This is a genomic window from Humidesulfovibrio sp. (genome assembly GCF_035560995.1).
Classification (GTDB): Bacteria; Desulfobacterota; Desulfovibrionia; order Desulfovibrionales; family Desulfovibrionaceae; genus Humidesulfovibrio.
Genome location: NZ_DATMYK010000202.1, coordinates 1 through 13,108, shown reverse-complemented (window position 1 = coordinate 13,108; position 13,108 = coordinate 1). Strand labels below are relative to the sequence as shown.

The 13,108-nt window shown below is 66.3% G+C and carries 11 protein-coding genes and 1 riboswitch; of the genes, 2 read left to right on the top strand and 9 right to left on the bottom strand.

The genetic code is table 11. The features are described from left to right. Positions 1-158: 158 nt before the first annotated feature. Complete coding sequence (locus VN419_RS08070; RefSeq protein ID WP_325646307.1) at positions 159-2,186, bottom strand: methyl-accepting chemotaxis protein; 2,028 nt, start codon at positions 2,184-2,186, stop codon at positions 159-161. A gap of 495 nt (positions 2,187-2,681) precedes the next feature. Here VN419_RS08070 and VN419_RS08065 point away from each other — a divergent pair, with 495 nt between their 5' ends. Further along, the gene (locus VN419_RS08065) at positions 2,682-4,106 is read left to right on the top strand and encodes a class I SAM-dependent methyltransferase (protein ID WP_325646305.1); all 1,425 of its coding nucleotides are present in this window, start codon (positions 2,682-2,684) and stop codon (positions 4,104-4,106) included. A gap of 15 nt (positions 4,107-4,121) precedes the next feature. Here VN419_RS08065 and VN419_RS08060 read toward each other — a convergent pair whose 3' ends face one another. From VN419_RS08060 to VN419_RS08045, 4 genes are all read right to left on the bottom strand, one after another. Then, complete coding sequence (locus VN419_RS08060; protein ID WP_325646302.1) at positions 4,122-5,546, bottom strand: sigma-54 dependent transcriptional regulator; 1,425 nt, start codon at positions 5,544-5,546, stop codon at positions 4,122-4,124. A gap of 13 nt (positions 5,547-5,559) precedes the next feature. Further along, positions 5,560-6,174: a hypothetical protein gene (locus tag VN419_RS08055; RefSeq protein WP_325646300.1), complete on the bottom strand. Its 615-nt coding sequence runs from the start codon at positions 6,172-6,174 to the stop codon at positions 5,560-5,562. Positions 6,175-6,220: 46 nt separating this feature from the next. Continuing rightward, complete coding sequence (locus VN419_RS08050) at positions 6,221-7,657, bottom strand: HAMP domain-containing sensor histidine kinase (protein WP_325646298.1); 1,437 nt, start codon at positions 7,655-7,657, stop codon at positions 6,221-6,223. A gap of 70 nt (positions 7,658-7,727) precedes the next feature. Continuing rightward, positions 7,728-8,864 carry a metallophosphoesterase gene (locus VN419_RS08045; protein WP_325646296.1) on the bottom strand — a complete coding sequence of 379 codons (1,137 nt, stop codon included), beginning with the start codon at positions 8,862-8,864 and terminating at the stop codon, positions 7,728-7,730. A gap of 171 nt (positions 8,865-9,035) precedes the next feature. Between VN419_RS08045 and VN419_RS08040 the strand changes: the two genes are divergently transcribed. Beyond that, the gene (locus VN419_RS08040; protein ID WP_325646294.1) at positions 9,036-9,281 is read left to right on the top strand and encodes a hypothetical protein; all 246 of its coding nucleotides are present in this window, start codon (positions 9,036-9,038) and stop codon (positions 9,279-9,281) included. A gap of 97 nt (positions 9,282-9,378) precedes the next feature. Here VN419_RS08040 and VN419_RS08035 read toward each other — a convergent pair whose 3' ends face one another. From VN419_RS08035 to VN419_RS08020, 4 genes are all read right to left on the bottom strand, one after another. Then, positions 9,379-10,605 (bottom strand): benzoate/H(+) symporter BenE family transporter, encoded by a 1,227-nt coding sequence (locus VN419_RS08035; RefSeq protein ID WP_325646292.1) that lies wholly within the window; start codon positions 10,603-10,605, stop codon positions 9,379-9,381. A gap of 71 nt (positions 10,606-10,676) precedes the next feature. Then, positions 10,677-10,764, bottom strand: a riboswitch (ZMP/ZTP riboswitch). A gap of 98 nt (positions 10,765-10,862) precedes the next feature. Continuing rightward, the gene (locus VN419_RS08030) at positions 10,863-11,018 is read right to left on the bottom strand and encodes a hypothetical protein (RefSeq protein WP_325646290.1); all 156 of its coding nucleotides are present in this window, start codon (positions 11,016-11,018) and stop codon (positions 10,863-10,865) included. Positions 11,019-11,100: 82 nt separating this feature from the next. After that, positions 11,101-12,039 carry an aminotransferase class IV gene (locus tag VN419_RS08025; protein WP_325646288.1) on the bottom strand — a complete coding sequence of 313 codons (939 nt, stop codon included), beginning with the start codon at positions 12,037-12,039 and terminating at the stop codon, positions 11,101-11,103. 24 nt (positions 12,040-12,063) lie between these two features. Further along, entirely contained in the window at positions 12,064-13,086 is a 1,023-nt protein-coding gene (locus VN419_RS08020; RefSeq protein ID WP_325646309.1) for an aspartate-semialdehyde dehydrogenase, read from the bottom strand. Positions 13,087-13,108: the final 22 nt, after the last annotated feature.

The window sequence follows — 13,108 nt, the reverse complement described above, 5'->3', positions numbered from 1 at the left end:
CCGCAACAGCGGAAGGCCCAGACCTCGCTTCCGTCCCTTCCGCTGCCCACGCTTTCCGCCCTCCCCTTCTCCCACAGACGCGAAAAGCCCCCTCCAGCGTGTCGCCGGAGGGGGCCTGTTCAGTGCGGATGCGGCCGCCGGGCTCTCGCCTTGCGGCGCTAGGAGGCCTTCAGCTCGCCGATGATCTGCCGCAGCTCCGCGGCCATGCGCGCCAGCTCGCCGATGGCGGCCACGGACTGGTTCATGCCCTCGGCGGTCTCCGAGGCCACGCGGTTCACTTCCTCGATGGCGCTGCTGATCTTCTCGCTCACGCCGGACTGTTCCTCGGCCGCGCCGGCGATGCCCTGCACCTGCTCGGCGTTGCTTCTGGAGATGACCACGATTTCCTCAAGGGCTTGGGCGCTTTCGTTGGAATGGCTGGTGGCCTCGCCAATGGCCTGGGCCACGTTGTCCATGCTGCCGATGTTCTTGCGGCTGGACTCCTGGATGGCGCGGATATTCTCGCCCACTTCCTTGGTGGCGCCCATGGTCTTCTCGGCCAGCTTGCGCACCTCGTCGGCCACGACGGCGAAGCCTCTGCCCGCATCACCCGCGCGGGCGGCCTCGATGGCGGCATTGAGCGCCAGCAGGTTGGTCTGGTCGGCGATGTCGTTGATGACGTTCATGACCTGGCCGATGGCCTGGGCCTGCAAGCCCAGCTGCTCCATGTTCTCCTTCAGCTGCACGGCGATGGAGTTCACGTTGCCGATGGCCTTCTGCGAGCGGCGCACCACGTCGGAGCCGCCGGCGGCCTTGTTCTTGGCGTTGTCGGCCGAGGACGCGACCTCGCCCGCCTGGCGCGCAACGGAGATGACCGAGGCGTTCATCTGTTCCATGGCCGAGGCGGTCTCGGCCACGCGGTCGCGCTGCAGGTCCATGCCCCGGCTCATGAGCTCCACCTGGGCGGACAGCTCTTCCGAGCTGGAGGTGATGCGCTCCACGATCTCCTCAAGCTTGCCCGCGGCGTCGAGCATGCCTTCGCGCTTGGCGCTCTCGGCCTGGAGCTTGGCCTCCAGGGCCTGCTGGGTGGCCAGTTCCGCCTCGCAGGCCTTGGAATCCGCGGCCTTTGTGCTGGCCTCGGCCTCCTGGATCTTGACCTTGAGGTTGGCGGTCATGCTGCGCAGGGCCTCGGCCAGGGTATGGGTCTCGTCGTTGGACGTCACGCGGAGCTCCGCGTCCAGGTTGCCCTTGGAAGCGTTGTGCGCGTAGTCGATGGTCTGGACGATGGGCCGGACCAGGGCCTTGGCGAACAGGAAGCCCGCGATGAGCATGATGAGCCCCACGATGACGGTGGAGCCCAGGCTGGAAAGGTGCGTTTCAGTCAGCACGCGTTCGATGAACTCGCGCTTCTGGCCGATGAAGAACATGCCGGCGTTCTTGCCGTTCACGTCCACTATGGGCCAGTAGGCGGTGTTGTAGGCCACGCCCAGAATGGTGTTGTGGCCCAGGTAACGCTTGCCGCCCTTGAGCACGGCGTCGAGCACCGCCGTATTGTCCATCTTGGTGCCGATGGCGCGCTTGCCTTCCTTGAAGATGGTGGTGGAAATGCGCGTATCATCCTGGAACAGCGTGCATTCAAGGCCCAGGGTCTTTTTGATCTGGTCAACGAAGCGTTCGCTCGACAGGGTGAAGCCGGGGGTGATGACGCCCACGATCTCGTCGCCCTTCTTCACCGGGTAGCCTGCGCGCAGCGAAAACTTGACCACAGTGCCCTGCTCCACGCCGACGGACACCTCGCCTTTGAGGGCCTTCTGCACGTTGACCTGATTGGCGACGCTGTCGCCCACCTTGTCGGAGTGCCCGCGTGCGATGCACTTGCCGTCGCGGTCGGAGATGGTGATGGATTCCAGGCCTGTCTCGGCCATGACTTTCTTGGAGTAGGCCTGCAGCCAGGGCGTGTCGCCCTCGGCTATGCGGCTGACCACCTGGGAGTTCGAGGCCATGAGAAAAGCGCTGGCCACCAGGCTCTTCTTCTGGGTCTCGAATTGCTCGGTCACGATGTCGGCGCGGATGCCGACCTCGTTGATATTTTGCTCATCCAGGGTATTGGAGAGAAAATACCGGTTCGCCAGGTAGTTTCCGCCCCCGACAAGGGTGACGGCCACAACAACCAGGCCCATGATTTTGGTCAGCAAGGTAACGCGCATTGAGGCCTCCTCGAAAGGGGGGGAACGGGAGCCAAAGGCCCGTCGATCAACCCGGCCCGGTGCACACCGCGTCGGGGGGGAGGGTTAACGGTCAGCGCGAGATGCGCCGAGTCACCACTGCCTCTCCCAGATCCACGATCTGGAATTATGCTGAATTATCGGCCACTCTACTCCAGGACAATAGAATTTGAAACCCTAAAAAAACAAGATTGTGACGTTTTACGTACTAAAACAGTTCGTAGCTGGTGAAATAATGCACAAAGCCCGACCACAAGCGACCTGACTCTACTGAAAGGGAGCGCCCGCTCCGCCCCATCACCGCCCGTGGGTCACGCAGTCCGCCTGACCGGCGCTGGCCGTTGCTTTTGGTGAAACATCAGGCTAGTGCTAAGGTTACGTACACTTTGCCAAGGCCAATCCTCGAACCGGCGGACAGCAGCATCCGCGCCGCCGCAACGCGGCCGCAGGGTCTGGCGCGCCGACGGAGCCAGAACTATGAGCGAACTCGTCCTGTACATTCCCGCCGCCCATACGCCCCAACTCTACCCTTTTGTGGCCCGCGCGGCCAAGGGGCTGGCCAAACTCGTCCGGGAGCGGACGGTGCCCAGAATCCGCCTTTCGGACCTGCGCTGTCTGGACATCCGCATGCACGGCTCCTTGGAACGGGTGCGCCTGCCGCTGGTCTACCCGCTCATCCGCACTGACGCGCCGAACTTCGATCAGGGCGTGCCCGGTCCGCATCTTCTCAGCGGGCCGGACTGGCTGATTCTGGGCCGCAACGGCTATGACCTGCGGCTGCACCTTTCCGCCGCCATCGAGGCGAGAACGCGGGGCGGGGCCCCCCTCGTGGTGCGGGTGGTGCCCTTCGCCCACCTGGAAGGCCCGCTGCCGCAGGAGCCCCAGGCGGACGACACTCCCTTCATCTTCCGCAAGGGCTCTGAGAACCACAACCAGCCCGGCTGGGAGAAAAACAGGGACAAGCTGCTGGAGTTGCCGGAGGAATCCTGGCACGAGGTGGGAATTTCCAACACCGCGGACCTGGTGCATGTGTTCGACGAGGCCCTGGCCCGGCTGGCGCCGGAATCGCCCCGGTTCATTCTGGACGTGGGCTGCGGCCTGGGGCAGGTGACGCGCAGCCTTGCCCAGCGTTACCCCGGCGCGGACGTGGTCGGCATCGACGCCAGCGAAGAAGCCTGTGCGGTGGCCGCAAAGGCCTTCCCTCTGCAGAATCTGACCTTCAAGGCCGTGGACTTCGCCAACCGCCTGCCCTTTTCTCCCGGCCAGGCGGACATCATCGTCTCCACCAACGCCGTGCCCTATGCGGCCGATCAGCTGGGCTTCGCCAGAGAACTCTTCGGACTGCTCGCTCCCGGCGGATTGCTGCTGAACCACTGCCGCGCCGAGGAGTCTCAGCACTTCTGGGATTTCCCAAAAAGCCTCGGCCTGCCCACCAATGTGCAGATATTCCTGTGCGACTGGTTCGCCGCCGCGCAAGAGTTCGGTTTACAGACCGAACTGTCGAGCGCGCCGGTCGGCATGGCCGCGCACTTCTTCTCTCCGGCAGGGAGCAAGGCCTTCGCCACTCCGCTCATGGCCTACGCCGACAGCTGCCGCCACGAACCATTCCGGCCGTATAGCCCCTGGTTCAGCCACGTGCTGTTGGCCCACAGTGCCCGTGCGCGCCAGGCCGAAACTACCGGCCTGCCGCTTGAACAGAACCACCTGGCGCGTATGAGCCGCCTGCTGAACAGCGTGCTGGCCGCACCAGCGGAGGTGAAGGAGGCGGCCATAGTGGCCTGGATATGCACATCTCGGGAATTGGCGCTTGCGCCGGAAGTCCTCGAATTTTTCGAGGCGGTCCTGCCCAACAGCGCCGCAGTGCTGCGCCCCGTGCTGAGCACCACCCTGGAAGCGGGCTAGGCTGCCCGGCCAGGACTATTCGTCCTGATCTTTTCCGGGAATCTGGATGTTGTACTTTTTGATTTTATAGTGGATGGCCCTGCGGCTGATGCCCAGCAGGTCCGCGGCGTTCTTCTTGACCCAGGCGGCCTTTTCCAGGGCGCGGATGATGGCCTGGTGCTCGTTTTCCTCAAGAGAGAGGCCGTTCTGGGCGCTGGCGGCCGCCACGACGGGGGCGGCCTGTGCGGCGGCGGGGACCGGGTCCGGGTGCAGGGTCTGGGCCTGCTCCAGCTGCACGTCGCGCGGGGTGAGCACCTGGCCCGCGCAGAACACCACGCCGCCCTCCAAGGCGTGCCGCAGCTCGCGCACGTTGCCCGGCCAGCTGTGGGCCATGAGCAGGGCCAGCGTCTCCGGCGAGGCGGTGATCCTGGGCCGGTTCTGATTGGCGCTGAAGGTCTCCAGGAATCGGTCGGTCAAAAGCGGAATGTCCTCCTTGCGCTCGCGCAGGGGGGGCACCTTGAGGGTCACGACCTTGAGACGGAAATACAGGTCCTCGCGGAACTCGCCCTTCTTGACCAGGCTCGGCAGGTCGGCGTTGGTGGCGGCCACCACCCGGCAGTTCACCGGAATGGCGCGCGTGTCGCCCACGCGGCGGATGGTGCGCTCCTGCAAAAAGCGCAGGAGCCGGGTCTGCATCTCCGGGCTGATGTTGCCGATCTCGTCGAGGAAGAGCGTGCCGCCGTCGGCTTCCTCCATCAGCCCCTTCTTGTCGCGCACGGCGTGGGTGAAGGAACCCTTCACGTGGCCGAACAGCTCGCTCTCAAGCAGCGTGGGCTGGGTGGAGCCGCAGTCCACGATGACGAAGGGACCCTTGGCGCGCGGGGAAAGATCGTGGAGCATGCGCGCCACCATCTCCTTGCCGGTGCCGGATTCGCCCAGGATGAGCACGGCCACGTCGGTTGGGGCCACGCGTTCCAGCAAGGCGTAAAAATCACGCATGACCGGGCTCTGACCGCCCCAGATGACATCGGACACGCTCTTGCCGGCCTTGGGCGCAGGGGCGCGCTTGGGCTCCTCGGCCACGCGGCCAAGCAGCGCGGCGATCTTCTGCAGCAGCTGGTGGCCGTCGAAAGGTTTGGTCAGATAGTCGGCCGCGCCGGAGCGGATGGTGGACACGGCGTCGGGGATGCTGCCGTAGGCGGTGAGGAGAATCACCGGAATGTGCGGCCACTGGACCAGTATCTCGTGCAAAAGCCCCACGCCGCCCATGCCGGGCATCTTGACGTCGGAGACCACGAGGTCCACCGGGTGCTGGGCCAGAAGCTCCACAGCCTCTTCCGCGCTGCGGGCCGAGAGGGTCTTGTAATGCGCGAAGGAAAGCCGCGCCTCCAGCACCTGCAGAATGTTCTTGTCGTCATCCACCACAAGGATGGTGGCATGTTCGCGTTTGGTGCTTTCCATAGGCGGCCGGGCGCTACTCCAGGCCCTTCTTCTTCATGGTGATCTCCTGGTGCAGGCGCTCCAGGGCGTTCAGCTGGCTGCGCAGGGCTTCGGCCTCGGCCGTCTTCTTGCGCAGGGCGTCCTTGACCTTGCCGGTCTCCTCCTGGCAGCCCGCCAGGCGCTTGGTGCGCGAAAGCTCGCGGTCGATCTCCTCCTCGGAGAGCAGGGCAGGGCTTTCCGTGCTGCCGGAGGGCGCAAGCCGGGGTAAAAGCGGGGTGATGAGCCGCGGGTCCTCCGAGGGCAGACCCTCGGGGGTCATCTGCATCCAGGTGTTCCAAATGTTCAACGCCGCGTGCAGTTCCTCCGGCGTGCGGGCCGTGGCCAGCTTGGCGCAGGCCAGGCCGTAGTAGGCCTTGCGGGCCACGATGGCGTCGGCCGTGTTGCCGGAGAGGCGCTGGAAGATGAAGGCGGCCTTCTCGTACTGCCCGGCCAGGTAGGAATCCACGGCCAGAACGTAGGCCGCGCGCGGGTCCTGCGCGGACGGGGCGGTTTCGCCGCCGCGCGCCACCAGGCCGCAGCCGGAAAGCGCCAAGGCGCTGAACATCAAAAAGGAGCGCGCGGAACGCGCCGCCAGGGCGGACAGGTTCACGCGGGCGCTCCGAAGCCGCGAGGGATGTTGTGTCATGGGCATTTTTCTATACCATCGTTTTCGGCTTGGGAAGGGAAAAGCAGAAGCTCGCGCCGCAGCCCGGCGCGCTGTTCAGCCACAGGGAGCCGCCGTGGGCCTCCACGATGCCGCGGGCGATGGACAGGCCGAGCCCCAGGCCGTCCACGCTGCCGCGCACGGAAGGCTCGCGGTAGTACTTGAGAAAGATGCGTTCCTGCTCATCCAGGGCGATGCCCGGGCCCTCGTCCACTACGCAGAAAATTACCGATTTTCCAGTAGGCTCCGGGGTGACGCTCAAGCGCACCACGCTTTCCGGCGGGGAAAATTTGATGGCGTTGCCGAGCAGATTCACCAGCACCTGGGTCACGTGCTCCTGGTCCGCCTCCACGAACACGAAGTCTGTGGGCAGCTCGGCCTTGAGCTCGATGTTCTTGGCCATGGCCATGGAGTGCAGCCTGTCGATGGCTTGGCGCGCAAGAGCCGCGGCGTCCAGGGGCTCCGTGTTCAGCCGGAGGCGCTGGGCCTCCAGGCTCGAAACCTTCATGAGGCGCTCCAGAAGATGCGTGAGGCGCAAAGCCTCCTGCCGGGAGATGTCCAGGAAGTGGTGTTGCTTCTCGTTCACCTCGCCGAAGACGCCATCGGCCACCAGGTCCACGGATTCGCGGATGCTGGTGAGCGGCGTGCGGATCTCGTGGGAGAGCATGGCGATGAAGTCCTGGCGCATCTTCTCTTCCTCGGTCAGGCGCGCGGTCATGCTGTTGAAGGCCTGGGCCAGCTCGCCCAGTTCGTCGTGGGTGGTGACGCGCACGGGCCGGGCGGGCTCGCCGCTGCCCAGCTCGCGGATGCCGCGCCGGATTTCGGACAGGGAGAGGTTCAGGCGGTAGGCGATGAGCACGCTGCCCAGCACCCCGAAGGCGATGCTGGCCACCAGGCCGAAAAAGCCCAAGCGCTCGGCCGCGCGGCTCCTGTCCGCCAACTCGTTCAGGCGGGCTTCCATCTCCTGCTGGTTCTGCTGGCGCGCGTCGGAGAGGATCTCCAGCCAGCGGGTCACGGTCTTGTCCGGCAGCACCTTGGGGCCGGTGTCGCGGCTCCTGGCAAGAAGCTCCGCGTATTCGCGGGTCAGCACGGCCCAGGGCTCCTGGTAGTCCGGGTGGCGGGAAAGCACGGAGGTCAGCGTTTTGCCGAAGTCCTCCAGGTCGGAGACGAAGGCCTCCATGTACACGTCTTTTTCAAGAATCTCGTAGCGCTTGCGGTTCTCCTCCAGGGAGAGCAGCTGCTGGATCATGCGCTGGGCCGAAAGATCCATGTCGTAGTTGACGTTGACGATGGCCGAGGAGACCTCCACCAGATTCTGAATGCGCAGGATGAGCACACTGGTGGTGGCGTAGAAAATGCCCACCAGCACCATGCACCAGATGAGCAGTTTGGCCGTTATGCCCAGCCGTTTTGGGGTCTTTCTGTCCACGCGCCAATCCTTGCCGAGAAGTATCCGCTTCCCCTACGCCACTTCGCGGCCGGGGTCCATGCCCGGCCCGCTAGCCCGCGCCGGGGCCGTTTTCCGGCACGAGGTCCAGCACCAGAATGTCCGGCGGGGCCAGCACGCGCATGGGGGGGCCCCAGAAGCCCGCGCCCGCGCTGACGCCCAGCACCTGTCCGTTCTCCTCGTAGAAGCCGCCCATGAACTCGTTGAACAGGCGCACCACCAGATAGAACGGGTACAACTGGCCCCGGTGCGTGTGGCCGGAGAGCATCAGCTCGATGCCCAGCGGCTGCGCAGCCTCGCGCCAGGCCTCGGGCCTGTGGTTCAGCAAAATGCGGAACAGGTTCGGATCGCTCGCCTGCGCCACGCTGCGGATCTCCTGGGCGATCTCCTCGCGCGCGCCGCCTGAGCGGCCGGGGTCGTCCACGCCGAGCAGCTGCACCCCGGTGCCCGGCAGCACGGCCGTGCGGTTGCGCAAAAGTTCCGCCCCGATCCACTGGAACACGCGGGCGCTCTTGGCGTCGCCCTCGTAGCGCTCGTGGTTGCCGAAGACGCCGTACATGCCAAGCTCCGGGCGCATGTCGCGCAGGATGGCCGCGTAAGGCTCCAGGGCGTCCGGGTGGTCGTTGACCATGTCGCCCACAAGGACGACGACATCGGGCCGCTGCGCGCGCACCAGGGCCACCAGATCCCGCAGGCGCGAGGGAATGGTCAGCGCTCCCAGGTGCAGGTCCGTCACCACGGCCACGCGCACCGGGCGCAGCAGCTTGGGCGAAACCATGCGCCGCGAAAGCACGCGCAGGTTGCCCGCCTCGCGCACGCCCCAGGCCACCGTGGCCACGGCCATGGCCGTCACGGCCAGCATGGCCCGGCGCGAGCGCAGCACCGGGGCCTGCCGGGGCAGGGCCAGCCGGGCGCCGGTCTCGGCCACCAGAAGCGTCACCTGGAACAGGAACATATAGGCCACCAGGCCGAAGGCCCCGTAGCCGATCCACCAGGCGGGCCGGGCCACGGCCATGGGCCAGGTCTCGGGCATGAAGCGGGTGGAGGCCAGAAACAGGCTCAAGGCCAGGCCGCCCAGCAGGGTGAGCGTGAAGCGCCGGCGTGAAAGCCCGGCCTGGCGGCGTATCTGCAACAGCACCACCAGCAGCATGAACATGAAGATGACTGTAAAGATGAGATAGAAGCGCATGGGCTCTCCAGCGTTGGGGGGCGGCAGGGCATGCCTCTGCCGGTGCAGCGCGCCACACTAGAAGCGCGGCCGGAAGCCGTCAAGAGCGCTGGCGTACGCTCTGCCGCCCGGCCTTTACTCCGCCCCCCGGCCTGGGGCATGATGCCCGAAACACACAGCCCCGGAGGCCCCATGCGTCAGCTTTATCTCGTGTACCGCGTCATGCCCGACGGCGACCGCCACCCGGAGACCATCATGGCCATGGATGAGGAGGCCCTGAAGACCGCCTCCGCGACCCTGGATGCGCTCATCAACGACGACGCGCCGGAACAGGCCCTGCGCACGGGCGAACGCTGGGAGTTCGTGGCCCAGGACGACGCCCCCCTGGCCGATTGGGAAGAGATCGCCCCGCCCGACGCCCGCTCCATGCCCTACTAGCCGCCGCGCGAAAAAGCCGCCGGGCCGCACCTGCGTCGTCCCGGCGGCCTTGCAATGCCGATCATGCGCCAAGGCGCTTTCGTTCTACGCCGCCCAGCTATGCCGCCCCACCCTTGCGCGCGGAAAGGGCCGCGTTCACCAGCACCCCGCCCACAAGGCCCCAGAAGGCCGAGCCCACGCCGTACACCGACACGCCGGACACGGTGAGCAGGAAGGTAATGAGCGCAGCCTCGCGCCGGGCCTCGTCGGCCATGGCCTGGGTGAGGCCGCTGATGAGCGCGCCGAAAAGCGCCAGCCCGGAAATGGACGCGATGAGCCCGGTGGGCAGCGCGGTGAACAAGGCCACCAGCGTGGCCCCGAACAGCCCCACCACGAGGTACGCCAGCCCGCACACCACTCCGGCCACGTAGCGCCGGTCCGGGTCGCCGTGGGCCTCCGGCCCGGTGCAGATGGCGGCGGTGATGGCCGCGAGGTTGATGCCGTGCGAGCCGAAGGGCGCCAGCAGGGCCGAGAGCGCGCCGGTTGCCGCCACCAGCGGTCCGCCGGGGGTCTGGTAGCCTGCGGTGCGCAAAACACCCAGGCCCGTGGCGTTCTGCCCGGTCATGGTGACGAGGAACAGCGGCACCCCGAGGCCGATGAGCGCGCCCAGGCTGAAGCTCGGCATGGTCAGCTCCGGCCGGGCGATGCTGGCCTCCACCAGGGAGAAGTCCAGCAGGCCCAGAATGGCGGCGGCGATGAGCCCGGTAAGGAGCGTGGCCACGATGGCGTAGCGCGGCCACAGGCGCTTCATGGCCACATAGCAGGCCAGCATGGGCGCGACGAGCAGCGGCGTGGCGCGCATGGCCGTGAACACCTCCACCCCGAAGCGGAACAGGATGCCCGCCAGCATGGCCGCCACGACGGCCTGGGGGATGCGCTCCATGAGCGCGCCGAAGAGCCCGGTGGCCCCGCACACGGTGATGGCCACGGCGGCGAAGACAAAGGCCCCGATGGCCTCCGGGTAGGGGTACGCGGCCCAGCCCGCGGCCAAAAGCGCCGCCCCCGGCGTGGACCAGGCGATGATCACCGGCGCGCGGTAGATGAGGCTCAGGATGAGCCCGCACAGGCCGGAGCCGATGGAGATGGCCCAGATCCAGCTGGTGAGCTGACCGGAGGTGAGCCCGGCCTGCCCCGCCGCCTGGAAGATGATGGCCGCGGGCCCGCCATAGGAGACCATGACCGCGATGATTCCTGCGACCGCCGCGGAGAGCGAAAAATCGCGCCGCAGGTCGCTCAGGCTCGCGGCCTGGCTGAGGACAAGGGTTCTGGGGGAAGAGTCACGCATGGGCGCCTCCGAAAAGGCCTTCCAGAACGGAAGGGTGTCGGTGGTACATCCCCGCGCCTCCGACAGAGGGGGAATGCAGCCCAGGCGAGCGGCAGGAAAAGGGTCTCGCGCTTCCTCGTGGTTGGCTCCACGCTATGTTCGCCAGTCACGCGGCCCCGGTAACGTCGAAGCGTTCTACTCCCGGCACGCGGCGGGCGTCAAGACGGCTTTCGCCGCGAAAGCGCGCTGTCCGCCACCCGGCGGACGTCGGCCGCGCATCAGCGGCCCAGCGGGTTCAGCTCCGCGCAGCGGCAGCCGCCTGCCGCCTTGCCCGCCAGGATGGCCTCCAGAATCGTCGAGCGGCCATGCGCCAGGGCGTCGGCCTCGATGGCCGCCCGGCTGTGGCCGAAGCAGTGGCAAATCAGCTCGTCCATTTCACGCCTCCGGGAAAGCAAAACGCCCGGCCCCTTCCAGAATCGCGGAAGAAGCCGGGCGCGTGGTTTCGTTTGCTCGCGCCTAGAACACCAGGCCGTTCTTCTGCAAATCGGCCTGGAGCAGCGCACGGAGCTTCTTCGTCACCGGGCCGGGCCGGGCGTCGAAGATGGGCTTGTTGTTGTAACGCACGATGCCGATGGCGTCGAAGCTGGTGCCGACCATCATCACCTCGCGCGCGGTGTACACCTCGTCCTCGGTCACGCCCTTGAAGATGATGGGCATGTCGTCCTTCACCATGTCCACGGCGCGCATGAGGGTGGTGCCCGCCAGGGAATTGGTGAACTCCGGGATGACCAGCCTGCCCGCGTCATCGACCAGGGCCACGTTTTCCGTCGCGCCCTCGGCCAGGAAGCCGTTGTCGTCGAAGCACAGCGGGAAGTCCACGCGGTTGTTGACCGCCTCGCGCTTCATCAGCACGTTGGGCAGGTAGTTGGTTGTTTTGACCGTGGCCATCCAGGCCTGCTTGGCCGGAATGGACGTGCGCATGGCCGTGACGCCCTTCTCAAAGGAGCTTTCTGGGCGTTTGTGCATGCGGTAGGCCACCACGTACATGCTCTGCACCGGGCTTTCATAGGGGTCGAGCCCGAAGCCGCCAGGGCCGCGGCCCAGCAGCACGCGCACCAGCCCGTCGGGCTCGTTGCCCGCGGCCGCCACCTCGATGATGGATTCCTCAAGCTCCTTCCAGGAGCACGGCGGCTCCAGGTGGATGGCCTGGCAGGAGATCTTCATGCGGCGGATGTGCGCGTCCAGCTGATAGAGCTTGCGGCCCTCGTACTTGAGGGACTCGAACACGCCGTCGCCCCGGTGCACCAGGTGGTCGTCCCAGGGCATGAGCATGAGCCGCGCATCGGTGCCGATGACGCCCACGCGGTGGTCGTAAAAGGCCAGCACTTCCTCCGTGCCGGGGCGGATGGCTTCGAGCAGGGCTTCGAGGTATTCCTCAGAACTGGCGACGCGCATGGCCTTTCCCCTTTGACGTTTGGTCTACAGCACGCGCAGCAGGTTGCGGCGGATGAGTTCCTCGCCGATCTGCACGGCGTTCAGGGCGGCGCCCTTGCGGATGTTGTCCGCCACGATCCACATGTTGATGCCGTTCTCGATGGACTCGTCCTCGCGGATGCGGCCCACGAACACGTCGTCCTGGCCCGCGGCGTTGATGGCCATGGGATAGACCTTCTTCTCGGGGAAGTCCTCCACCATGATGCCCGGGGCGCTGGCCAGAATCTGGCGCACTTCCTCCACGGAAAGCTTCTTCTCGGTCTCGATGTTGACGGACTCGGAGTGGCCGTAGAACACGGGCACGCGCACGGTGGTGGCCGTCACGCGGATGCTGTCGTCGCCCATGATCTTCTTGGTCTCGTTGACCATCTTCATCTCTTCCTTGGTGTACCCGTTGTCCAGGAACACGTCGATCTGCGGCAGGCAGTTGAAGGCGATCTGGTAGGGATACACCTTGCACTCGGCCTCTTTGCCGTTCATCAGCTTGGCGATCTGGCCCTCAAGCTCGGCGATGGCCTTCTGCCCGGTGCCGGAAACGGCCTGGTAGGTGGAGACCACGATGCGCTTGATCTTGGCCACGTCGTGCAGGGGCTTCAGCGCCACCACCATCTGGATGGTGGAGCAGTTGGGGTTGGCGATGATGCCCTTGTGCTTCTGGATGTCGCCGGGGTTCACCTCGGGCACCACCAGCGGCACTTCGGGGTCCATGCGCCAGGCGCTGGAGTTGTCCACGACGACGCAGCCGGCCTTGGCGGCCGACGGGGCGAAGCGCTTGCTCGTGCCGCCGCCCGCGCTGAACAGGGCGATATCCACGCCGTTGAACGAGTCGTCGGACAGCAGCTCGACGGGGAGGTCCTCGCCTTTGAACTTCAGGGTCTTGCCCACCGAGCGCTCGGACGCCAGAAGTTTGATGGATTTCACGGGGAAGTTCCGGTCCTCAAGGACACGCAGCATTTCCCGTCCGACGACGCCCGTGGCGCCGGCCACTGCAACAACCTTGCCGCTCATGGTGTGGTGCTCCTTCGTTGGT